Origin of the sequence: Lysobacter arseniciresistens ZS79, from assembly GCF_000768335.1 — a bacterium.
Classification (GTDB): Bacteria; Pseudomonadota; Gammaproteobacteria; order Xanthomonadales; family Xanthomonadaceae; genus Novilysobacter; species Novilysobacter arseniciresistens.
The window spans coordinates 45,063-66,725 of sequence record NZ_AVPT01000001.1 but is presented as its reverse complement, the minus strand read 5'-3'; the positions used below and the strand labels follow the sequence as shown (position 1 = coordinate 66,725).

At 69.7% G+C, this 21,663-nt stretch carries 19 protein-coding genes; 10 read left to right on the top strand and 9 right to left on the bottom strand.

Features of this window, described 5'->3' with window-relative positions; all coding sequences use genetic code 11:
* Nucleotides 1–49: 49 nt before the first annotated feature.
* Both N799_RS00290 and N799_RS00285 read left to right on the top strand, forming a co-directional pair.
* Nucleotides 50–646: an NfuA family Fe-S biogenesis protein gene (locus N799_RS00290; protein ID WP_036206190.1), complete on the top strand. Its 597-nt coding sequence runs from the start codon at nucleotides 50–52 to the stop codon at nucleotides 644–646.
* A 19-nt stretch (nucleotides 647–665) separates the two neighbouring features.
* Nucleotides 666–2,435: a hypothetical protein gene (locus N799_RS00285; RefSeq protein WP_052100819.1), complete on the top strand. Its 1,770-nt coding sequence runs from the start codon at nucleotides 666–668 to the stop codon at nucleotides 2,433–2,435.
* An 82-nt stretch (nucleotides 2,436–2,517) separates the two neighbouring features.
* Here the strand turns inward: N799_RS00285 and N799_RS00280 are convergent, their stop codons facing one another.
* Both N799_RS00280 and N799_RS00275 read right to left on the bottom strand, forming a co-directional pair.
* On the bottom strand, nucleotides 2,518–2,934 hold the full coding sequence (locus N799_RS00280) for a c-type cytochrome (RefSeq protein ID WP_425476936.1): 417 nt from the start codon (nucleotides 2,932–2,934) through the stop codon (nucleotides 2,518–2,520).
* A 16-nt stretch (nucleotides 2,935–2,950) separates the two neighbouring features.
* On the bottom strand, nucleotides 2,951–3,313 hold the full coding sequence (locus N799_RS00275) for a c-type cytochrome (RefSeq protein WP_036206657.1): 363 nt from the start codon (nucleotides 3,311–3,313) through the stop codon (nucleotides 2,951–2,953).
* Between the two features lie 273 nt (nucleotides 3,314–3,586).
* Here N799_RS00275 and N799_RS00270 point away from each other — a divergent pair, with 273 nt between their 5' ends.
* Genes N799_RS00270 through N799_RS00260 form a run of 3 tightly spaced genes read left to right on the top strand, consistent with a single transcriptional unit; the run spans nucleotide 3,587 to nucleotide 11,325 of the window.
* On the top strand, nucleotides 3,587–4,735 hold the full coding sequence (locus N799_RS00270; RefSeq protein WP_036206185.1) for an efflux RND transporter periplasmic adaptor subunit: 1,149 nt from the start codon (nucleotides 3,587–3,589) through the stop codon (nucleotides 4,733–4,735).
* A 57-nt stretch (nucleotides 4,736–4,792) separates the two neighbouring features.
* Nucleotides 4,793–8,248 carry an efflux RND transporter permease subunit gene (locus N799_RS00265; protein WP_036206182.1) on the top strand — a complete coding sequence of 1,152 codons (3,456 nt, stop codon included), beginning with the start codon at nucleotides 4,793–4,795 and terminating at the stop codon, nucleotides 8,246–8,248.
* Entirely contained in the window at nucleotides 8,245–11,325 is a 3,081-nt protein-coding gene (locus N799_RS00260; protein ID WP_036206179.1) for an efflux RND transporter permease subunit, read from the top strand. The genes N799_RS00265 and N799_RS00260 overlap by 4 nt, the downstream gene beginning before the upstream one ends.
* Here N799_RS00260 and N799_RS00255 read toward each other — a convergent pair.
* The 7 genes from N799_RS00255 to ykgO form a co-directional block, all read right to left on the bottom strand.
* A complete protein-coding gene (locus tag N799_RS00255; RefSeq protein ID WP_036206176.1) occupies nucleotides 11,300–12,517 on the bottom strand; it encodes a TraB/GumN family protein in 1,218 nt (405 codons plus the stop codon). The genes N799_RS00260 and N799_RS00255 overlap by 26 nt on opposite strands.
* 162 nt (nucleotides 12,518–12,679) lie before the next feature.
* A complete protein-coding gene (locus N799_RS00250; protein WP_081974604.1) occupies nucleotides 12,680–13,603 on the bottom strand; it encodes an alpha/beta hydrolase in 924 nt (307 codons plus the stop codon).
* A 21-nt stretch (nucleotides 13,604–13,624) separates the two neighbouring features.
* Complete coding sequence (locus tag N799_RS00245) at nucleotides 13,625–14,233, bottom strand: TetR/AcrR family transcriptional regulator (protein ID WP_036206174.1); 609 nt, start codon at nucleotides 14,231–14,233, stop codon at nucleotides 13,625–13,627.
* A 63-nt stretch (nucleotides 14,234–14,296) separates the two neighbouring features.
* Nucleotides 14,297–15,181 carry a carbon-nitrogen hydrolase gene (locus N799_RS00240; RefSeq protein WP_036206171.1) on the bottom strand — a complete coding sequence of 295 codons (885 nt, stop codon included), beginning with the start codon at nucleotides 15,179–15,181 and terminating at the stop codon, nucleotides 14,297–14,299.
* Between the two features lie 76 nt (nucleotides 15,182–15,257).
* Nucleotides 15,258–16,295: an agmatine deiminase family protein gene (locus tag N799_RS00235; protein ID WP_036206168.1), complete on the bottom strand. Its 1,038-nt coding sequence runs from the start codon at nucleotides 16,293–16,295 to the stop codon at nucleotides 15,258–15,260.
* 13 nt (nucleotides 16,296–16,308) lie between these two features.
* Nucleotides 16,309–16,635 (bottom strand): hypothetical protein, encoded by a 327-nt coding sequence (locus N799_RS00230; protein WP_036206166.1) that lies wholly within the window; start codon nucleotides 16,633–16,635, stop codon nucleotides 16,309–16,311.
* A gap of 226 nt (nucleotides 16,636–16,861) precedes the next feature.
* Entirely contained in the window at nucleotides 16,862–16,987 is a 126-nt protein-coding gene (ykgO, locus tag N799_RS00225) for a type B 50S ribosomal protein L36 (protein ID WP_036206164.1), read from the bottom strand.
* 145 nt (nucleotides 16,988–17,132) lie between these two features.
* On the opposite strand from ykgO, the gene cmk reads away from it, so the two are divergent.
* The 5 genes from cmk (at nucleotide 17,133) to lapB (ending at nucleotide 21,663) form a co-directional block, all read left to right on the top strand.
* Nucleotides 17,133–17,825: a (d)CMP kinase gene (gene cmk, locus N799_RS00220; RefSeq protein WP_036206162.1), complete on the top strand. Its 693-nt coding sequence runs from the start codon at nucleotides 17,133–17,135 to the stop codon at nucleotides 17,823–17,825.
* A gap of 184 nt (nucleotides 17,826–18,009) precedes the next feature.
* Entirely contained in the window at nucleotides 18,010–19,704 is a 1,695-nt protein-coding gene (rpsA, locus tag N799_RS00215; protein ID WP_036206160.1) for a 30S ribosomal protein S1, read from the top strand.
* Between the two features lie 142 nt (nucleotides 19,705–19,846).
* Nucleotides 19,847–20,149 (top strand): integration host factor subunit beta, encoded by a 303-nt coding sequence (locus N799_RS00210; protein ID WP_036206158.1) that lies wholly within the window; start codon nucleotides 19,847–19,849, stop codon nucleotides 20,147–20,149.
* A 79-nt stretch (nucleotides 20,150–20,228) separates the two neighbouring features.
* Nucleotides 20,229–20,483 (top strand): lipopolysaccharide assembly protein LapA domain-containing protein, encoded by a 255-nt coding sequence (locus N799_RS00205; protein ID WP_036206157.1) that lies wholly within the window; start codon nucleotides 20,229–20,231, stop codon nucleotides 20,481–20,483.
* Nucleotide 20,484: 1 nt separating this feature from the next.
* Nucleotides 20,485–21,663, top strand: a complete 1,179-nt coding sequence (gene lapB, locus N799_RS00200) for a lipopolysaccharide assembly protein LapB (RefSeq protein WP_036206153.1) — start codon at nucleotides 20,485–20,487, stop codon at nucleotides 21,661–21,663.

Sequence of the window (21,663 nt, the reverse complement as noted above, 5' to 3'; positions counted from 1 at the left end):
ACGAAGGACAGGCGCGGTGTTGCCGCGCGCAGGCCGCTAGAATAGCCGCATGATCCAGATTTCCGAATCCGCGCAGACCCATTTCCGCAAGCTGATCGAACGCGAGGCGCTGCCCGGCCTCGGCGTGCGGCTGTCCGCCGTCGACGCCGGCACCCCGCGCGCCGACGTGCGGCTGGAGTTCGCCGAGCCCGGCGACCTGCACGGCGACGAGTGGGCGATCGACTGCGACGGCTTCACCCTGTGGCTGGAAGCGGCCAGCACGTCGTACCTCGACGGCGCCGAGATCGACTTCGAGACCCGCGACACCGGCGGCCAGCTGCAGATCCGCGCGCCGAAGATCAAGGGCGTCGCCCCGGGCGAGTCCGCCTCGCTGGTCGAGCGCGTGCGCTACATCGTCGAGAACGAGATCAACCCGCAGCTGGCGGCGCACCGCGGCAGCGTCGCGATCGAGGAAGTGACCGCCGAGGGCGTGGTGGTGCTGCGCTTCGGCGGCGGATGCCACGGTTGCGGCATGGCCGACATGACGCTCAAGAACGGAATCGAGAAGACCCTGCTGGAGAAGGTCCCCGGGGTGACGGCGGTGCGCGACGCGACCGACCACGACACCGGCGCTTCGCCGTACATCAGCCGCAGCGGCGCGGCCTGAACCCGGCCCCGCGTCGTTGATGATCTCAGCCGACGCACTGATCCAGGCACTGCAGCGACGCCTGCTGGTGCTGGCGCCGCACAGGCGCCGGCCGCCGGGGGAGTTCCCGCCCGGGTGGCAGCAATGGTTCGACGCGATGCGCGCCCGACCGGGACGGGTGACGGGCGCACCGGCCGACGCGCTGGTGGCCACGCTGTTGCAGCGCCCGCTGGCGACGCCGCCGCGTCGGGTCGGCGAGCTGACCCGCTGGGAGGCTTTCACCACCCTGTGGCGGCAGCAGTGGGACCGCCCGGAGCCGCAGGACCGCGGCCTGCGCTGGCTGGCCGGCGGCATCACGGCAACCTGGCACCTGCTGCTCGCCGCGATGCTGGTCTGGCTGATGTACCTCGACCTGATCAACGCCGCGCACCCGCCGCCGAAGGGCGAGGAACTGGTCGTCCAGATCGAGTACATCGGCGAGGGCACGCCGGAGGACGTCGGTGGCGGGCCGGACGCGGAACCCGTGCCGCAACCGGTGCAACCGGCCGCGCAACCGGCACCATCGGAGGCGCAGGCGGCGACCGCCGTGCAGCAGCCGTCGCCCGCACCGCCGGAGGCCACGACGGAAGCGTTACCGGTGCCGCCCGCATTCGAGGTGCAGCCGATCGACATGTCGCAGCCGGTGGTGCCGCTGCCATCGACCGCGGTGGCCGAGCGCGAGGTGCCGCTGGCCGAACCCGAACCCGCCGCGCAGCCGCTGGCGGTCAGCGAGCCGGTGCCGGACGTGTCGGAGACGTTCGTACTGCCGCCGCCGACGCGCATCGAGGCGCCTCCGGTGGCGATGCCGGAACTCGAGGCGACGGTGCCCGAGATGCAGGTCGTCGAGATTCCGCGGGAGGTCCGCGCGCCGACTGTGCAGCGCCTGCCGACCCCGACGGTTGCCCAGCCGGTCTTGCAGGCGACCGTGCCGGAGGTGGCGGTACGCGAGCTACCGGTGCCCTTGCGGCGGCCGGCGGCGCCGGTCATCCGGACGGAGCCGGCGGAGGTTCCGCGGATCCGTGCGCCGGTCGCGAGTGTGCGCGAGCGGCGGATCGAGGTCGAGCCGCGCGAAGCGCCGACGCCAAGACCGGCCGCGCCCACACCAGCGCCCGCCCGCGACAGCGCACCGGCCGAGGCGACCGCGGCCGCCGAAGCGACACCGGCGCCCAAGACGCCTGACATGTCGGGCACCCCGGCGACGCCCGCCGCCTCCCCGTCGTCGGAGCCCAAGCCACAGGCCATGGCCGGCCCCAAGCCGACACCGGCCCCCGGTGGCTGGCCATCGCCGCAACGCGCCGACGACTGGGGCGCGTCGGACACCGAACGTCCCGGCGCCCAGCGCGGCGAGCCACCCGGCCTCTACAACAGCGACGGCAGTGTCCGCCTGGCGGAGTCGCCCGGCTCGGCATCGCCCGGCCAGGCGCCTGGCACCATCACCGAGGAGATCGCCGACCTCGACCGCGCCGGCACCTGGCTGCGGCGCCCACCGAACGACTACGAGCCGACCGCCTTCGACGAGTACTGGCGCCCGAACGAGACGTTGCTGCAGGAATGGGTGCGCAAGAGCGTCACCACGATCCGCATCCCGATCCCCGGCACCAGCAAGTACATCGAGTGCACCACCGTGATGCTGGTCATGGGTGGCGCCTGCGGCATCGGCGACCCCAACCTCAACGAGCAGCCGGCGACCGCGCGGCCGCCACCCGACATCCCGTTCAAGCCCGAGCTGCAGGAAGGCAACGGCAGCCGCCCGCCCGCGAGCGGCGGTTGACCGCCAACCGCGGCCCGTTCGACGCCCACGAAAAAGCCCGCGCGATGGCGGGCTTTTTCGTGTCGGGCGCTGGTGCGTCGTGTCAGTCGTCCATTCCGCTCAGGTCGACCAGCTCGCCCTCGCGCGAGGCGAAGTACACCGACAGGTCGGCGATCTGCTGGTCGGTGAGCGCCTTCGCCTGCGCCGACATCAGCGCGTGGTCGCGCGCGCCGCTGCGGTAGCCCTGCAGCGCGTGGCCGAGGTAGTCGGCGAACTGGCCACCCAGCTTCGGATAGCTCGGATCGATCGGCGCGTTGCCGTCGGGGCCGTGACAATCGACGCACGACTGGCCGGTGGCGGCGCCCTTGGCGTTGGCCAGCTGCTCGCCGGCGGCGATGTTGCCCTGGGGCAGGCCGGCCGAGGAGGACGTCGCGGCGGCGGCGTGGTCGCCGGACCCCGACGAGCAGGCGGCCAGCAGCAGCGCGGAAGCAAGGGCAGGGGCGAATGCGAGGTTGCGGATCGTCATTGGCGTCTGCTCACTTGCTCAGGCTGGAAAGGAAGGCGGCGATGTCGGCGATGTCCTGGTCCGAGAAGCTCTCGGCCTGGGCCTGCATCGTCGGGTGCGCGCGGGTGCCCTGCTGGTACGCGGTCAGCGCGTTGACAAGGTAGACCGACGACTGGCCGCCGATCTTGGGCACGTGGTAGTTCGGGTAGGCGTTCTTGTAACCCTCGACGCCGTGGCAGCCCTGGCAGGTGTAGGTCAGCAGGCGGCCCTTCTCGATGTCGCCCGTGGCCGGGGCGGCAGCGGCTGCGGCCGCCGGGGCCGCGGTGTCCTGGGCCAGCGCCGGAGTGGCGAAGGCAGTGGTAAGCGCCAAGGCGGCGATCGTCAGCGGTCGCATCATGTCGTAGTCCGCAATCTCTGGTAGCTGGCAGGGAATCGAAGCTGGCTGCGCGGCGGAGCGTGTCCGCAACCCCGGCGCATAATCCGTGGAGTATAGCTTGCGCCCCGCCTGCAACGAACCCCGGACGCCGGACAACGGCATCGCGGGTGGTGCCGTCGCTCACCATGACCTCTGGCGCATGGTGGTTCCGGAGGCGGGTGATATACCTACATACAACACCGGCATACGCCCGGCAGACAACGTCCTGCAACCTTTTCCTGGGGTCCCCCGATGCGCCACCACACCATGTCACGCGGCCAGGTCCGCGCCATTGTCCTCGCCCTGGCCTGCGCGCTGTCGGTGGCGGCCTGCGGGGGTGGCCCGCCGGCCGACGCCAAGGCGGGAGCCGGCGGCATGAAAGGGCCTGAAGCGATATCCGTCGAGGTCGCCCCGGTCGAGACGCGCGCGGTCGCCGCCAGCTACTCGGGCACCGCGCCGCTGGAAGCGCCGGCCGAGTCGCAGGTGGTTGCCAAGACCTCCGGTGTCGCCCTGAGCGTGCTGGTGGAGGAAGGCGACGTGGTGCGCGCCGGCCAGACCCTCGTGCGGCTGGACTCTTCGCGCGCCGAGTTGCAGGCCGCGCAGACCGCCGCGCAGATGCACAAGCTGCAGAACCAGTTCGCCCGCGCGCAGACGCTCGCCAAGGAGCAGCTGATCGCCGCGTCCGACTACGACCAGATCCGCTTCGACCTGGAGAACGCGCGCGCCGCCAACCGGCTGGCCAACCTCGAACTGTCCTACGCCGCGGTCAAGGCGCCGATCAGCGGCGTGGTCGCCTCGGTGACCCCCAAGCCGGGCAACTTCGTGCAGATCAACACGCCGATCGTGCGCATCGTCGACACCTCGACGCTGGAGGCGGTGCTCAACGTCCCCGAGCGCGAACTGGCGACGATGCAGGCCGGCCTGCCGGTGGCGCTGCGCGTTGACGCGCTGCCGGGCAAGACCTTCGACGGCACGATCGACCGGGTCTCGCCGGTGGTCGATGCCGGCAGCGGCACGTTCCGGGTGATCACCGAGTTCGACAGCGGCGGGCTGCTGCAGCCGGGCATGTTCGGCCGCATCAGCATCGACTACGACCGCCGCGCCAATGCCACCGTGGTGCCGCGCTCGGCACTGCTGGAAGCCGGCAGCGACGCGGCGGTGTTCGTCGTGCGCGACGGCAAGGCCGCGCGGGTGCCGGTCGAGCTGGGCTACCTCGACGGCCAGTGGGCCGAGGTGCGCAAGGGTGTCGAGGTGGGCGAACAGGTGGTCGTCGCCGGCAAGGCCGCGTTGCGCGATGGCAGCGCGGTGGCGGTGATCGGCGCGCCGGAGAGCAAGGCGGTCGCGTCGTCGGAAGGCGGTAGCGCGACGCCGGCGGCCAACGCCCCGTCCAACAACCAGTAACCCCGGGACCCCAACGTGAGCGATATCAATCGTCCTTCCGGCGGGCCGGACGGGTCAGTGGACTCGCACGCCCCGCGCAACTTCAGCCTGGTCGAGTTCTCCACCCGCCGCCGGGTGACGGTGGCGATGGTGACGATCACCTTCCTGCTGTTCGGCCTGATCGCGCTCGGCAACCTCAAGGTCAACCTGCTGCCGGACCTGAGCTACCCGACGCTGACCGTGCGCACCGAGTACACCGGCGCCGCGCCGGCCGAGATCGAGACGCTGATCTCCGAGCCGGTGGAAGAGGCGGTCGGCGTGGTCAAGGGCCTGCGCAAGCTGAAGTCGGTGTCGCGCACCGGCCAGAGCGACGTGGTGCTGGAGTTCGCCTGGGGCACCGACATGGACCAGGCGAGCCTGGAAGTGCGCGACAAGATGGAAGCGCTGCAGATGCCGCTGGAGGCCGAGCCGCCGGTGCTGCTGCGCTTCAACCCGTCGACCGAACCGGTGCTGCGGCTGGCGCTGTCGGCCAAGGGCGGCGATGACGCGGTGGCCCAGCTGACGACGCTGCGCCGCTACGCCGACGAGGACCTGAAGAAGAAGCTCGAACCGGTCGAGGGCGTCGCCGCGGTCAAGGTCGGCGGCGGCCTGGAGGACGAGATCCAGGTGCTGATCGACCAGCAGAAGCTGGCCCAGCTCAACCTGCCGATCGAGCGCGTGATCGAGCGCCTGCAGCAGGAGAACATCAACATCTCCGGTGGCCGGCTGGAGGAAGGCTCGCAGCGTTACCTCGTGCGCACGGTCAACCAGTTCGCCAGCGTCGAGGAGATCGGCAACATGCTGGTGTCGACCCGCAGCGGCGGTGACAACGCGGCGCAGGACGCGGCGCTGCAGATGGCGCGCGTGGCCGCGGCGACGGGGTCGGCCGACGCGATGGCGGCCGCGGCCTCGGTGCAGAGCGCGTCGTCGGGTGGCGGCTCGACCGTCGCCGGCGGCATGCCGGTGCGGCTGAAGGACGTCGCGACCGTTCGCCAGGGCTACAAGGAGCGCGAGGCGATCATCCGTCTCGACGGACAGGAAGCGGTCGAGCTGGCGATCTACAAGGAGGGCGACGCCAACACCGTCGCCACTGCCGATGCGGTGCACGCGCGGCTCGAGCAGATCCGCGAGCAGGTACCGCCGGACATCGAGCTGACCGTCATCGAGGACCAGTCGACCTTCATCCGCCACGCCATCAGCGACGTCAAGGTGGATGCGGTGATCGGCGGCGTGCTGGCGATCCTGATCATCTTCCTGTTCCTGCGTGATGGCTGGAGCACGTTCGTGATCAGCCTGTCGCTGCCGGTCTCGATCATCACCACGTTCTTCTTCATGGGCCAGCTGGACCTGAGCCTCAACGTGATGTCGCTGGGCGGCCTGGCGCTGGCCACCGGCCTGGTGGTGGACGACTCGATCGTGGTGCTGGAGTCGATCGCGAAGGCGCGCGAACGCGGGCTGGGCATCCTGCAGGCGGCGATCCAGGGCACGCGCGAGGTCAGCATGGCGGTGGTCGCGTCGACGCTGACCACGATCGCGGTGTTCCTGCCGCTGGTGTTCGTCGAGGGCGTGGCGGGCGAGCTGTTCCGCGACCAGGCGCTGACCGTGGCGCTGGCGATCGGCATCTCGCTGCTGGTGTCGATGACGCTGATCCCGATGCTGAGTGCGCTCAAGGGCCGGCCGCCGATGTCGTTCCCGGAGGAGCCGCCACACCCGAAGTGGCAGCCGATGTCGAAGCTCCAGAAGCCGCTGGCGCTGGCCGAGCGGGGCGTCAGCGCGGGGGCGCGCGGCGGCTTCTTCGGGCTGGCGTGGGTCGTGGTGCGGGCGTGGCGGTTGCTGGTCGCGCTGGTCGGGCCGGTGATGCGCAAGGCCAGCGACATCGCGATGGCGCCGTACGCTCGTGCCGAGCGGGGCTACCTGCGCCTGCTGCCAGCAGCGCTGGCCCGTCCGTGGCTGGTGATGGGTTCTGCCGCGGCTGCATTCGTGCTGACCCTGGCGATGGTGCCGCTGCTCGGCGCCGACCTGATCCCGCAGCTGGCGCAGGACCGGTTCGAGATGACCGTGAAGCTGCCGCCGGGCACGCCGCTGGCACAGACCGACGCGCTGGTCCGCGAGCTGCAGCGCAAGCACGCCGACGAGCCGGGTATCCACGCGCTCTACGGTGTCAGCGGCAGCGGCACGCGACTGGACGCCAGCCCGACCGAAAGCGGCGAGAACATCGGCAAGCTCAGCATCGTGATGGCCGACGGCGGCAGCGAAGAGGTCGAGGCCGCCACCACCGAGCGCCTGCGCGAGACCATGCAGGCGCATCCGGGCACGCAGGTCGACTTCAGCCGGCCGGAACTCTTCAGCTTCTCGCCACCGCTGGAAATCGAGCTTCAGGGCAACGACCTGGCCGAAATCGAGCAGGCCGGCCGGCGCATGGCCGAGCTGCTGCGCGCCAACCCGCACTACGCCGACGTCAGCTCGACGGTGGAGCAGGGTTTCCCCGAGATCCAGATCCACTTCGACCAGGAGCGCGCCGCGGCGCTGGGCCTGACCACGCGCCAGATCGCCGACGCGGTGGTGGCGAAGGTGCGCGGAGAGGTGGCCACGCGCTACAGCTTCCGCGACCGCAAGATCGACGTGCTGGTGCGCGCGCAGCAGACCGACCGCGCGTCGGTGGAGGACATCGGCAACCTGATCGTCAACCCGTCCGGCGCCGCGCCGGTGCGGCTGGCCTCGGTCGCCGATGTGGTGGCCACCACCGGCCCGAGCGAGATCCACCGCGCCGACCAGGTCCGGGTGGCGATCGTCTCGGCCAACCTGCGCGACATCGACCTGGGCAGCGCCGTGCAGGAGGTCCGTTCGATCGTCGAGCAGAACCCGCTCGGCCCCGGCGTGCGCATGAACATCGGTGGCCAGGGCGAGGAACTGGAGCAGTCGATCAACTCGCTGCTGTTCGCGTTCGGGCTGGCGATCTTCCTGGTCTACCTGGTGATGGCCTCGCAGTTCGAGTCGCTGCTGCACCCGTTCGTGATCCTCTTCACCATCCCGCTGGCGATGGTGGGCGCGGTACTGGCGCTGCTGCTGACCGGTTCGACGGTCTCGATCGTCGTGTTCATCGGCCTGATCCTGCTGGTCGGGCTGGTGACCAAGAACGCGATCATCCTGATCGACAAGGTGAACCAGCTGCGCGAGGCCGGCGTGGCCAAGCGCGAGGCGCTGGTGGAGGGTGCGCGTTCGCGCCTGCGGCCGATCATCATGACCACGCTGTGCACGCTGTTCGGCTTCCTGCCGCTGGCGCTGGCCTTCGGCGAGGGCTCGGAGGTGCGCTCGCCGATGGCGATCACCGTGATCGGCGGCCTGCTGGTCTCCACGCTGCTGACGCTGGTGGTGATTCCGGTGGTGTACGACCGCCTCGACCGCCGCGCCGACGAGCACTACCGCGAGCGCGGCCGGCGCGGCGCGCAGCTGTCGGGCAACGCGGGTGGTGACGAGGCGGAGCAGCCTGCATGAGCATCGCCGAGCTGAGCCTGAAACGGCCGGTCACCACGATCATGCTGTTCGTGTCGATGTTCGTCATCGGCCTGATCGCGGCCGTGCGGTTGCCGCTGGAAGCGCTGCCGTCGCTTTCGTTCCCGGCGGTGTTCGTGCAGTTGCCGTATCCGGGTTCGACGCCGGAGGAAGTCGAGCGCACGGTGCTGCGCCCGGTCGAGGAAGCGCTCTCGACCATGAGCGGGCTGGAGCGGCTGCAGGGTCGGGCCAGCGCCGACAGCGCGATGGTGCAGGTGTCGTACTCCGACTGGGATACCGACGTGCAGATCGCCGCGTCGGAAGCGCGCGAGCGGATCGACGCGATCCGCGACGAGCTGCCGGAGGACCTGCAGCGCTACTTCGTCGGCAACTTCTCGACCGACGACCAGGCGATCCTGCAGATACGCCTGGCCGGCGAGCGCGACCTGACCGGCGCCTACGAACTGATCGAGCGCGAGTTCCAGCGCCCGCTGGAGCGCGTCGCGGGCGTGGCCAAGGTCGACATCGTCGGCGCGCCGCCGAGCGAGGTCGAGATCGCGATCGACCCGGAGCGCCTCGGCGCGCACGGACTCAACCTCAACGAGTTGAGCACGCGCCTGCGTGCGGTCAACTTCTCGCTGTCGGCCGGGCAGATCGAGGCCGGCGACCAGCGCCTGCGCGTGCAGCCGGTCGGCGAGCTGACCGACCTGGCCCAGCTGCGCGACCTGGTGATCAACCACCGCGGCCTGCGGTTGGGCGACATCGCGGATGTGCGGCTCAAGGCGCAGCGCATGGATTACGGCCGCCGTCTTGACGGCCAGCCGGCGGTGGGCCTGGAAATCTTCAAGGAACGCAACGCCAACCTGGTGGAGGTGTCCAACACGGTACTGGCCGAGATCGAGCGCATCCGCAAGCACCCGGAACTGAGCGGCATCCAGGTCAAGGTGGTGGAGAACCTCGGCGAGGATGTCACCAGCTCGCTGCTGGAGCTGGCAGAGGCCGGGGGCGTTGGCCTGGTGCTGTCGATCGCGGTGCTGTTCTTCTTCCTGCGCCACTGGCCGTCGACCCTGATGGTGACGCTGGCGATCCCGATCTGTTTCGTGATGACGCTGGGCTTCATGTACTTCGCCGGCGTCACGCTCAACGTGCTGTCGCTGATGGGACTGCTGCTGGCGGTCGGCATGCTGGTCGACAACGCGGTGGTGGTGGTCGAGAGCATCTACCAGGAGCGCGAGAAGCTGCCGGGCCAGCCGATGCGCGCCTCCATCATCGGCACCCGCAACGTCGCCATCGCGCTGTCGGCCGGCACCCTGTGCCACTGCATCGTGTTCGTGCCGAACCTGTTCGGCGAGACCAACGACATCAGCATCTTCATGTCGCAGATCGCAATCACCATCTCGGTATCGCTGCTGGCATCGTGGCTGGTCGCGGTCAGCCTGATCCCGATGCTTTCGGCACGCATGAAGACCCCGCCGGCGGTGCGCAACGAGAACGGCCTGATCCACCGGTTGCAGGCCCGCTACGCGCGGTTCCTGCGCTGGACGCTGGAGCATCGCGGCTGGAGCGTGTTCGGCATCCTGATGATCATCGCGATCAGCATCGTGCCGATGACGCAGACCAGGTTCGACATGTTCGGCGGCGGCGAGGACAGCGGCGAGGCCAACATCTTCTACCAGTGGAACGGCAGCTACACGAAAGAGCAGATCTCCGACGAGGTGCGCCGCGTCGAGCGCTTCCTCGACGACAACCGCGAGCGGTTCCACATCACCCAGATCTACTCCTGGTACAGCGAGCAGGGCTGGGCCGGCACCGAGGTCACCTTCGACGAATCGGTGGGTGACTCCAAGGCGCTGGTCGAGACCATCGGCAAGGAGCTGCCGAAGTCGGCGCGCGCCAAGATCGGCATCGGCGAGCGCGGCGGTGGTGGTGGCGGCGGTGGCGAGGGCGGCAACGTGCAGGTGCAGCTGGTCGGCGACTCGACCACGGTGCTGGCCGAGCTGGCCCGCGACATCATGCCGGTCCTCGCCGCCAACACCGCGCAGTTGCGTGACGTGCGGGTGGACGCGGGCGACCAGAACAGCGAGTTGACCGTACGGGTCGACCGCGACCGCGCGGCGGCATTCGGTTTCAGCGCGCAGGACGTGTCGCAGTTCGTTTCGCTGGCGCTGCGCGGCGCGCAGTTGCGCGACTTCCGCCAGGGCGAGAACGAGGTGCCGGTGTGGGTGCGTTTCGAGGGCGCCGAGAGCTTCGGCGTCGAGGACATCGCCGGTTTCACCGTGCGCGCACCGGATGGCCGCACGGTGCCGTTGATGGCGATGGTCGACGTGGCGGTTCTCCCCGCCGCGACCGAGATCCGCCGCAACAACCGCCAGACCACGCTGACCATCCAGGCCGGCCTGGCCGGCGAGACCACCGTGCCCGAGGCGCGCCAGGTGATGGAGCAGACGATGGAGAGCGTCGCCTTCCCGCCGGGCTACGGCTACAGCTTCGACGGCAGCGCGTTCGAGCGCGACTCGGACGCGCAGAAGCAGATGTTCTTCAACCTGATCATCGCGCTGGTGATGATCTACGTGGTGATGGCGGCGGTGTTCGAGTCGCTGCTGTTCCCGTCGGCAATCATGAGCTGCGTGCTGTTCTCGGTGTTCGGCGTGTTCTGGCTGTTCTGGATCACCGGCACCGCGTTCTCGGTGATGGCCTTCATCGGCATCCTGGTGCTGATGGGCGTGGTGGTGAACAACGGCATCGTGATGATCGAGCACATCAACAACCTGCGCCGGATGGGCAAGTGCCGCACCGATGCGCTGGTGGAGGGCAGCCGCGAGCGCCTGCGGCCGATCATGATGACGATGGGCACGGCGATCCTGGCGATGGTGCCGATCGGCCTGAGCACGACCGAAGTGCTGGGCGGGATCACCTACTACCCGATGGCCCGCGCGGTGGCGGGCGGGCTGGCGTTCTCGACGGTGGTCAGCCTGCTGTTCCTGCCGACGATCTACGCGATCCTCGACGACCTGCGCAACAACACCGTCCGCACGGTGCGCCACGCCCGCGGGCTCAGAACAATGTCCCCAGCATCCTGAGCCCGCCGGTCCACACGCCGATCGCCGTGCCCAGGCTGGTCAGGAAAAAGTTGAGCAGGATCCGCGCGACACGGTTGCGCCACCAGCCCTTCAGCGTCTGCACGTCGTTGCGCAGCGCCATGAAGTCGGCGTAGGTCGGTTTGCGCAGCCAGGCCTCGGTCAGCGCGCTCAGCGTGCCCGAGGCCAGCGCCGGGTGGAGCGGGGTGATCGGCGAGGCGAGGAAGGCGACGATGATGCTGAGCGGGTGGCCGCCGGCGATCGCGCAGCCGATCGCGCCGAGCACGCCGGTGGCCAGCACCCACTGCAGCAGCAGGTCGGAGCCGACATCCAGCCCGCCCTGCCAGAAGCCCCAGGCGAAGCCGCCGAGCACGAACGCCGCCAGCGCGAGCGTGAACCACGGGATGCCGCTCTTCTCCGGCAGCGTTTCGAGCTCTTCGCGGACCGCCGGGCCGGGGCGTTGCTCCTCGCGCAGATGGCGGGCCAGGCCCTGCAGGTGGCCGGCGCCGACCACGGCCAGCACCTCGCGCACCTCCGGGCCGGATTCTTCACCGACCTCGCGCAGGCGCGCGGCCATGTAGCGGTCGCGCTCGGCGATCACGGTCTCGTAGATCGCCGGGCTCTCGGCGGCGAACTCGTTGAAGCTCGCCTCCAGCATGTCGCCCTGCTTGAGCTTCTCGATTTCGTCGTGGCCGACGTCCTCGCTGGCCAACAGCGAACCGAGCAGGCCGCCGCCGAGCTTGGCGCGGCCCCAGAACCCCAGCCGGGCCGAGGCGCGCTTGAAAGTGAGGCCGACCTCGCGGTCGATCAGGTGCACCGGCAGGCCCTGTTCGCGGGCCTGCAGGGCGGCGAGTTTGAGTTCGGCGCCGGGTTCGATCCCGAGCTGCTCGGCCAGCCGGCGCTGGTAGGCCGACAGCGCAAGGTTGGCGGCGAACATCGCGGTCCGGCCGGTGCGGATCACCTGGATGAGGTCCAGCCGCGCCAGCGCGTCCGGGTCGGTGAGTGCCTGCAGCCGCGGCTCGTCGAGCTCGACCGCCACCGCGTCGTAACCGCCACCGGCAATCGCGGTACGCACCGCGTCGACGCTCGCCTGCGAGACGTGCGCGGTGCCGAGCAGGGTGTAGCGCACGCCGTCACGCTCGACGATCGCGTGCGGCTGGCCGTCAAGCACCGGCGCCGCGTTGCCCTCATCCACGCTGGCAGCCTCCGTCGACGATGATGGAACGCGCGCGAAGGCGTGACGGAAGGGCGGGGGACGGCAAGGGCATCGGTCGGTCGGCTCGGGACGCACGGAGCGTGCGACCGGGCAGCTTAGGGCGTCACCGGGGCGCCGGCAAACCCTCGCGGGCGCCGGGATTCATGCAACGTGTGCGAGGTTCGGCGACGACACCAGCCGGTCGCCGACCGCATCGCCATCGAGGAACCGCAGCACCGCGGCCAACACCTCCGGGTCGCCGAGAATGCGGTGGTGGCCCAGCCCGCGGGTGTCGAGCAGGCGCGCGCGGCGCCAGTGGCGTGCCCAGCGCTCGCCCTCGCACCACGGCACCTCGCGGTCTGCAAGGTCATGCACGATCAGCGCCGGGCGGTCGATCGCGGGTGCATTGCGCTCGGCCATCATCTCGTCGAAGCGGATCGACAGCCGCGTCTCGAACAGTTCGTACATCCGTCGTCGCAACCCCTCCGACAGCCCGATCCGGCGCGCGAAGCGACGGCCGGCGTCGACCGGATCGGCGGCCGCCGCGACCAGCACCGCGCGCTCGGCCTGCAACCCGCGCGCGAGCGCCAGCCCGGCCGCGGCGCCGCCCAGTGAGTGCCCGATGACCGCGGCGGCCGGCCCGGTGAGCCGACCGACGTCGAGCAGCCGCTCGGTGAAGTCGTACAGGTTGCTCTGGCGGCCCTCGCTGCGACCGTGCGCCGGCTGGTCGAAGGCGACGACGGCGTAACCGGCGTCGCGGAGAGGCTGGACCCAGGGCAGCACCCGCGCCCCATGGCTCGACCAGCCGTGCGCGAACAGGACGTACGGCTGCCGCGTCGGCTCGCCCCAGGTGTAGCGGGTGAGCGCGTGGCCACCGGCATCGATCACGTCCAGCCGCGCATCGCCCGTGGGCGCCGCCAAGGCGCGCTCGCGCGTGCCGGGGTAGGGCGTGCAGAACAGTGCCGAGGCACGTTCGACCGTGGCGGCCGGCGCGACCAGGCCGCCCAGTCGGAACCGCAGCCGCAGCAGCTTCCAGAATGCGAAAGATCGAACGTTCGTGCTAATTAGGGGCAGGGCAATGGGCATGGTCGGGCCTCCGGTCGAAGGTCAAGGAAGGGATGCGGCGCCGATCAAACGGTCGTAGGCACGCAGGCCGCGCGAGCAGGCCGCTTCGAAGCCGTACAGCCCGGCGTCGTGGTGGACCAGCAGCGGCAACGCGTAGATCTCGAACACCAGCTGTTCGATGTCGATGTCCGGCCGCAGCTCGCCGGCCTCGACCGCCAGCGACACCGCGTGGGCAAGCGCCTGGCGCCATTGCCGGTCCTGCTGCAGCAGCAAGTCGCGCTGCGGGCCGGGACGATCGTCGTATTCGCTCACCGCGGCCAGGAACAGGCAGCCGCCATCGTCCTCGTGCCGGACCCAGTCGAACCACTGCTCGATGATCGTCCGCAGCCGCGCCAGCCCCCGCGGCTTGCGCAGGGCGGGCTGGAACACGTGGGCGACGAAGCGCTGCGCGGCGGTATCGAGCACCGCCAGCTGCAGGTCCTCGCGCGAGCCGAAATGCGCGAACACCCCGCTCTTGGACATCCGCACCGCGTGCGCCAGGGCGCCGATCGACAGCCCCTCAAGCCCCGCAGAGCAGGCGATGCCATAGGCGTGCTCGAGGATCGCCTCGCGGGTGGCGGCGCCTTTCGAAGTGGCGGGAGCGACGGTCATGGGCGAAAAATAGCACGCCCGTTCGATTCGTTCGTGCCGTTCGTCGGCGCAGTGGGCAGCCCCTCAGTCGCGGTAGCGCTTCAGCAGGTCACCGTAGGCGTCGATCCGGCGGTCGCGCAGGAACGGCCAGATCCGCCGCACGTGCTCGCTGCGCTGCAGGTCGACCTCGGCCATCAGGATCTCCGGCTCGCCGCCGGCTTCGGCGATGAACTCTCCCTGCGGCCCAAGCACGTGGCTGTTGCCCCAGAAGTCGATGCCCGACGCCTTGAGCGGCGAGGGCTCGTGGCCGACGCGGTTGCAGCTGAGCACCGGCAACCCGTTGGCCACCGCATGGCCGCGGTGGCTGAGGACCCACGCGTCGCGCTGGCGGTTCTTCTCGGCCTGGTCGTCGTCCGGGTCCCAGCCGATCGCGGTCGGGTACAGCAGCAGCTCGGCGCCGGCCAGCGCCATCAGGCGCGCGCCTTCCGGGTACCACTGGTCCCAGCAGACCAGCACGCCGAGCCGGCCGACCGAGGTGTCGATCGGCTCGAAACCGATGTCGCCCGGGGTGAAGTAGAACTTCTCGTAGAAGCCCGGGTCGTCCGGGATGTGCATCTTGCGGTACTTGCCGGCGACGCTGCCGTCGGCTTCGAACACCACCGCGGTGTTGTGGTACAGCCCGGCCGCGCGGCGCTCGAACAGCGAGCTGACCAGCACCACGCCGTGCTGCTTCGCCAGTACCCCGAGGCGCTCGGTGCTGGGGCCGGGGATCGGTTCGGCCAGGTCGAACTCGCAGACGTCCTCGTGCTGGCAGAAGTACGCGCCGTTGTGCAACTCCTGCAGCAGGACGAGCCTGGCGCCGCGCTTGGCGGCCTCGGCCACGCGCTGCTCGATCACGCTCAGGTTGGCGTCGGCGTCGCCGTGGTTGCGCTCCTGGATCAGGGCGACGGGCAGGGTCTGCTTCTTCATTGCGATGGGTCCGGTGTTGCGCCGCACGGTCCGGCGGCTCGACGGCGACGGTCGCACGTGGACCGTTGCCGGAGGGTCAAGCGGCGACGAGGCCTTCGGGCAGCTGCATGGTGATGCAGTGCAGGCTGCCGTTCTGCCAGATCAGCGGGCGGCACGGCACCTGCACGATCTCGCGGCCCGGGAAGGCCTGCGCCAGTACCGCCGCGGCGGCATCGTCGGCCGGGTCGCCGTAGGCCGGCATCAGCACCGCGTTGTTGACGATCAGGAAGTTGGCGTAGCTGGCGGCGAGGCGGCGGCCGCCGTCGATCACCGGTTGCGGCCACGGCAGCTCGAACAGCCGGTAGGGCTGGCCGTCGCGGGTGCGCAGCGCGGCCAGCTCGGCCGCCATCGCCTGCAGTTCTGCGTGGTGCGAGTCGGCCGGGTCGCCACAGCCCTGGTAGACGATCGCGTCGGGCGCGGCGAAGCGGGCGAGGGTATCGATGTGGGCGTCGGTGTCGTCGCCCTCGAGGTAGCCGTGGTCGAGCCACAGCACGCGGTCCTGGTGCAGCCAGTCGGCGAGCCGGCGGCCCAGTTCCTCGCGCGAGGCGTCCGGGTGGCGCTCGTGCAGGCACTGCCAGGTGGTCAGCAGGGTGCCGGCGCCGTCGGTCTCGATGGCGCCGCCTTCCAGCGCGAAGTCGATGCTGTCGTGGCGGTCGGCGTGGAAGGTGTCGCGCTCCACCAGCTCCTCGACCAGCCGGTCATCGCGGCTGGCTGCGAACTTCCCGCCCCAACCAGTGAAGCGGAAGTCGAGCAGGCGGAAGCCGGACCCGTCACGCAGCGTGATCGGGCCGGAGTCGCGCAGCCAGGTGTCGTCGTACTCGACCTCGACGAACCGCACCCGCTCCATGTCGACCCGCGCCGACGCCAGCCGCGCGCGCGCGTAGGCCTCCACGTCGTCGTTGGCGACGCAGACCAGTACCGGCTGGAACCGGGTGATCGCCGCGACCAGCGCGATGTAGGTTTCCTCGACGTCGCCGAGCCGGTCGGCCCAGTCGGTGTCGGCATGCGGCCAGGCGATCAGGATCGCCGACTGGCGCTCCCACTCGGCAGGGAAGCGCGGTGCGGTTGCGGTCATTCTGTGCGGAGGATCAGCGGATGGGCGGCTTTGGACCGATCTCGGCGGCGGTCGCCTTGTTGGCGACGACGTCGATCACGCGGTTCTTCTCGAAATAGACGGTGAAGGCCGGATAGACCCAGCGGTTGATGGTCGGCCACTGGCTCTTCTGGCCGCCGCGCGGGTCCATGCGCTCGGCCGGGGCGCCGAACTGCGACTCCACCTGGGCCATGCTCTGGCCGCGCACGGGGGCGCTGGCGGGCTCCTGCTGGACGCGGTCGATCAGCAGGGTTTCGGCCGATGCGGTGCCGGCCATGGCCAGCAGGGCGATCAGCGGAAGTGCGGCGATGCTCGTCTTCATGGGAATCCCCTGTCCTTGTATACGGTCTGGTGATGGCCGAACGGCCGGGCCGCTCAGGTTTCCGGCCGATTGTATGCGGCGGGCGCGGGAAGGGCGGCATACCGTCATCACGGAACCCGTGCGCCGCCGCATCCGGCCGGCGCGGCATCCGCCCCAATGACAGAAGGCCGCCCAGGGGCGGCCTTCCGGTCGAAACGCACGCCGGTGAACCGGCGCGGCCGGCGGTTCAGCGCTGGCGCGCCTTGAAACGCGGGTTCGACTTGCAAATCACGAAGACCTTGCCACGACGGCGGACGACTTTGCAGTCGCGGTGACGGTTCTTCGCCGACTTCAGGGAGGACAGGACCTTCATGACAGACCTCGGCAAACGGGGAAATTGAGCAAGCCCGCGATGATAGCGGGCATTTGCCAGTGGGATCAAGTGGTTGCGGCAAAAATTTACCGTGCCCGCGCACAATCCCCGCGATCGGGCGCCGGCTGACCCGCATAATGCCGGCATGACGACCCTCGACACCCCCGTATTGACCATCGACGGCCCTTCCGGCTCCGGCAAGGGCACCATCAGCCGCCTCGTGGCCCGCAAACTGGGCTGGCACTACCTCGATTCCGGCGCCCTGTACCGCGCGGTCGGCGTGGCCGCCGGCTGGGGCGACATCGACCTGGCCGACCCGGCCGCGCTGGTGCGCTGCACCTTCGACACCGAGATCGGCTTCCGCGACGAGGGCGATGAACTGCGGGTGCTGGTCAACGGCCAGGACGCGACCGACGAGCTGCGGACCGAGACCGCCGGTGCTGCCGCCTCCGCGATTGCCGCGATCCCCGAGGTCCGGGCCGCGCTGAAGGACCGCCAGCGCGCCTTCCGGCAGCCGCCGGGGCTGGTCGCCGACGGCCGCGACATGGGCACGGTGATCTTCCCCGATGCCGCGCACAAGGTGTTCCTCACCGCGAGCGCCGAGGAGCGGGCCGAAAGACGCTATAAGCAGTTGAATGACAAGGGGGTTCCGGTTACATTGGCCGGTCTGCTGCGGGAGATTCTGGCCCGCGACGCCCGCGATGCCAGTCGCGCGGTGGCTCCGTTGCGCCCGGCCGAAGACGCCGTGCGGATCGATACCACCGGGCTTGGCATCGACGAGGTGGTCGACCGCGTGCTGGCGCTGATGCCGGCACGTCCCGTCGGTCCGGGGGCCTGACCGACCGCGGCAGAACAGCCCCGCCACGTTGCATGGTGCAGCGCGGCGGATCAACCAACCGACACATGGTGCAGCTGCATCGCACCACATCAACGGGTGGGTCGACCACGTGTTGCCTGCGCTGCCCCGTCGGGGAGCGAGTGCCAACCGGTGCGGCCCGTGTGTTCAACCGGATATTTTTCCAATGACCGAATCATTTGCCGAACTGTTCGAACAGAGCCAGGCCTACCTGGCCAAGCTGAAGCCGGGCGCCATCGTCACCGGTACCGTCGTCGAGGTCCGTGGCGACGTGGTGGTGATCAACGCCGGCCTGAAGTCCGAAGGCATCGTGCCGATCGAGCAGTTCCGTAACGACGCCGGCGAGATCGACGTGGCCGAGGGCGACCAGGTCAAGGTCGCGCTGGACGCCATCGAGAATGGCTTTGGCGAGACCGTCCTGTCGCGCGAGAAGGCCAAGCGCGCCATGGTGTGGGACGAGCTCGAGGAAGCGCTCGAGAAGAACGAGACCATCACCGGCCGCATCAGCGGCAAGGTCAAGGGTGGTTTCACCGTCGACATCAAGGACGTCCGCGGCTTCCTGCCCGGTTCCCTGGTCGACGTGCGCCCGGTGCGCGACTCGACCTACCTGGAAGGCAAGGAACTCGAGTTCAAGCTCATCAAGCTGGACCGCAAGCGCAACAACATCGTCGTCTCCCGCCGCGCGGTGGTCGAGAGCGAGCACTCCGAGGAGCGCGAGGCGCTGATGGAGAAGCTGGTCGAGGGCGCGATCCTGAAGGGCGTGGTCAAGAACCTCACCGACTACGGCGCGTTCGTGGACCTGGGCGGTATCGACGGCCTGCTGCACATCACCGACATGGCCTGGAAGCGCGTGCGCCATCCGTCCGAGGTGGTGGAAGTCGGCCAGGAGATGGACGTCCGCGTGCTCAAGTACGACCGCGAGCGCAACCGCGTCAGCCTCGGCCTCAAGCAGCTGGGCGAGGATCCGTGGGACAACATCGCGCGTCGCTACCCGGCCGACACCCGCGTGTTCGGCAAGGTCTCCAACGTCACCGATTACGGCGCGTTCGTCGAGATCGAGCCGGGCGTCGAGGGCCTGGTGCACGTGTCCGAGATGGACTGGACCAACAAGAACGTCAACCCGTCCAAGATCGTGCAGGTCGGTGACGAGGTCCAGGTCATGGTGCTGGACGTGGACGAGGAGCGTCGCCGCATCTCGCTGGGCATGAAGCAGGTCACCTCCAACCCGTGGGAGACCTTCGCCGTGCTGCACAAGAAGGGCGACAAGGTCGAGGGCCAGATCAAGTCGATCACCGACTTCGGCATCTTCATCGGCCTGGACGGCGGCATCGACGGCCTGGTCCACCTGTCCGACATCAGCTGGAACACCACCGGCGAGGACATCGTCCGCAACTTCAAGAAGGGCGACACCCTCGAGGCCGTCGTGCTGGCGGTCGATCCGGAGCGCGAGCGCATCTCGCTGGGCGTCAAGCAACTCGAGCAGGACCCGTTCGGCCAGTACATGGCGTCGAACGCGAAGGGCTCGATTGTCACCGGCACGGTCAAGGAAGTCGACGCCAAGGGCGCCACGATCGAACTGGCCGACGGCATCGAGGGCTACATCGCCGCCCGCGACATCGCCAAGGAGCGCGTGGACGACGCCACCAAGCACCTGAAGGTCGGTGACGAGGTCGAGGCGCGCTTCATCGGCATGGACCGCAAGGGCCGCACGATGCAGCTGTCGATCAAGGCGAAGGACGAGGCGGAGATGCAGGAGGCCGTGGCCGACTACAACCGCTCCGCCGCTTCGGCCGAGGCCGCCAGCGGCACCACCAAGCTGGGCGCGCTGCTGCGCGAGCAGCTCAACAGCAAGTCCGAGTAATCGGTCCTGCCGAGTGGTGCTTGTCGCATCGCTGTAACAGGGAACGGCCCGGCTCCGGCCGGGCCGTTCCTTTATGGAAACCCGCACCACCGTTGTACGGGCGCAACGCCCGCAGCCGTCCCCGTCGAGTGCCTTGCCACCCATGACCAAGTCCGAACTGATCGAAATCCTCGCCCAGCGCCAGGCCCATCTGAAGGCCGAGGACGTGGATCTGTCGGTCAAGGCGCTGCTTGAGATGATGGGAGGCGCGCTGGCCAACGGCGAACGCATCGAGATCCGCGGTTTCGGCAGCTTCTCGCTGCACTACCGTCCGCCCCGCCTGGGGCGCAACCCGAAGACCGGCGAGTCGGTTGCACTCGCAGGCAAGCACGTCCCCCATTTCAAGCCCGGCAAGGAGCTGCGCGAGCGCGTCAGCAACGCCGTGCCGCTCGACGAGAACGACTGAGCGACGCGATTCGGATATCGCCGCCGACGGCGTGTCGGCTAAGCTATTGGCTGAACATGGAGTCTTCCGGAGTTCCGCCATGCGCCTGATCCGCTACCTGATCGCATTCGCCGGCCTCGCAGTGGGCGCGGTGGTGGGCGCACTCAACCGCCAGCCGGTGTCGATCGACCTGGGCTTCGCCCACCTGCCGACCAACCTCGGCGTTGCGCTGATCATCGCGTTGCTGCTCGGTGTGCTGCTGGGCGGGCTGGTCATCAGCGCCAGCGTGGTGCTGCCGCTGCGTCGTCGCCTCGCCCGCGCCGAACGCCCCGCCACGGCAACCGCAAGGACCTGACGTGGCCTTCATCAACGAGTGGTTCTGGTTCTTCCTGCTGTTGCCGATCGCGGCGGTCAGCGGCTGGGTGATCGGCCGGCGCGGCGGCGAGCGCCACAGCGACTCCCAGGTCAGCCGGCTGTCGACCACCTATTTCCGCGGCCTCAACTATCTGTTGAACGAGCAGCCCGACAAGGCGATCGAGCTGTTCCTGCACATCGCCGAGCTCGACAAGGACACCTTCGAGACGCAGGTCGCGCTGGGGCACCTGTTCCGCCGCCGTGGCGAGGTCGACCGCGCGATCCGGTTGCACCAGGCGCTCGTGCAGCGGCCCGGCCTGAGCGACCAGCAGAAGGTCCAGGCGCTGCTCGCGCTCGGCGAGGACTACATGCGTTCGGGCCTGCTGGACCGCGCCGAGACCGTCTTCAGCGACCTGGTCGACCTCGACATGCGCGCGCCGCTGGCGTTGCGCCACCTGATCAACATCTACCAGTCCGAGCGCGACTGGGACAAGGCGATCGAGAACGCCCAGCGCTACGAGGCCGCGACTGACGAGCCGATGGGCAAGCTGATCGCCCAGTTCGAATGCGAGCTGGCCGACCGCCACCGCGCCGCCGGCGACGACGCGGCTGCACGCGCGGCGGTGGCGCGGGCCTACCAGGCCGACGCGAACTCGGTGCGGGCGGGGATGCTGGAAGGACGGATCGAGGTCGAGGCGGGCAACCACCAGGCGGCGATCCGCGCGTTCGAGCGCGTCGCCCGCCACGATCCGGATTACTTGCCCGAAGTGATGCCGCCGCTGCTGGCCAGTTACGAGCGGGTGGGGGACATCCCCGGCGCCCGGGCGTTCCTCGCCGAGATGTGCGAGCACTACCGCGGCATCGCGCCGGTGCTGGCGCTCACGCGCATGGTCGAGAGCGGCGACGGCGTTCCCGCCGCCCGCGCCTACCTGGCCGAGCAGCTCAAGGACCGGCCGTCGGTGCGGGGCGAGGCCGCCCTCATCGACCTCAGCCTCGCCGACGGCGCGGACCCGGCGGCGACGCTGCTGGACCTCAAGCACATCACCGACCAGTTGCTGGTGCGCAATCCCAGTTACCGGTGCAACCGCTGCGGCTTCGGTGCGCGCAGCCACCACTGGCAGTGCCCGAGCTGCAAGGAATGGGGCACGATCAAGCCGCTGCTGAACTACGCCGTGGTCTGA

Excerpts from the sequence above, each read along its gene's own strand:
- N799_RS00290 (WP_036206190.1), top strand. The coding sequence starts at position 50 with ATGATCCAGATTTCCGAATCCGCGCAGACCCATTTCCGCAAGCTGATC.
- N799_RS00285 (WP_052100819.1), top strand. The coding sequence starts at position 666 with ATGATCTCAGCCGACGCACTGATCCAGGCACTGCAGCGACGCCTGCTG.
- N799_RS00275 (WP_036206657.1), bottom strand. The coding sequence starts at position 3,313 with ATGCGACCGCTGACGATCGCCGCCTTGGCGCTTACCACTGCCTTCGCC.
- N799_RS00270 (WP_036206185.1), top strand. The coding sequence starts at position 3,587 with ATGCGCCACCACACCATGTCACGCGGCCAGGTCCGCGCCATTGTCCTC.
- N799_RS00260 (WP_036206179.1), top strand. The coding sequence starts at position 8,245 with ATGAGCATCGCCGAGCTGAGCCTGAAACGGCCGGTCACCACGATCATG.
- N799_RS00250 (WP_081974604.1), bottom strand. The coding sequence starts at position 13,603 with ATGCCCATTGCCCTGCCCCTAATTAGCACGAACGTTCGATCTTTCGCA.
- N799_RS00245 (WP_036206174.1), bottom strand. The coding sequence starts at position 14,233 with ATGACCGTCGCTCCCGCCACTTCGAAAGGCGCCGCCACCCGCGAGGCG.
- N799_RS00240 (WP_036206171.1), bottom strand. The coding sequence starts at position 15,181 with ATGAAGAAGCAGACCCTGCCCGTCGCCCTGATCCAGGAGCGCAACCAC.
- N799_RS00235 (WP_036206168.1), bottom strand. The coding sequence starts at position 16,295 with ATGACCGCAACCGCACCGCGCTTCCCTGCCGAGTGGGAGCGCCAGTCG.
- N799_RS00230 (WP_036206166.1), bottom strand. The coding sequence starts at position 16,635 with ATGAAGACGAGCATCGCCGCACTTCCGCTGATCGCCCTGCTGGCCATG.
- ykgO (WP_036206164.1), bottom strand. The coding sequence starts at position 16,987 with ATGAAGGTCCTGTCCTCCCTGAAGTCGGCGAAGAACCGTCACCGCGAC.
- cmk (WP_036206162.1), top strand. The coding sequence starts at position 17,133 with ATGACGACCCTCGACACCCCCGTATTGACCATCGACGGCCCTTCCGGC.
- rpsA (WP_036206160.1), top strand. The coding sequence starts at position 18,010 with ATGACCGAATCATTTGCCGAACTGTTCGAACAGAGCCAGGCCTACCTG.
- N799_RS00210 (WP_036206158.1), top strand. The coding sequence starts at position 19,847 with ATGACCAAGTCCGAACTGATCGAAATCCTCGCCCAGCGCCAGGCCCAT.
- N799_RS00205 (WP_036206157.1), top strand. The coding sequence starts at position 20,229 with ATGCGCCTGATCCGCTACCTGATCGCATTCGCCGGCCTCGCAGTGGGC.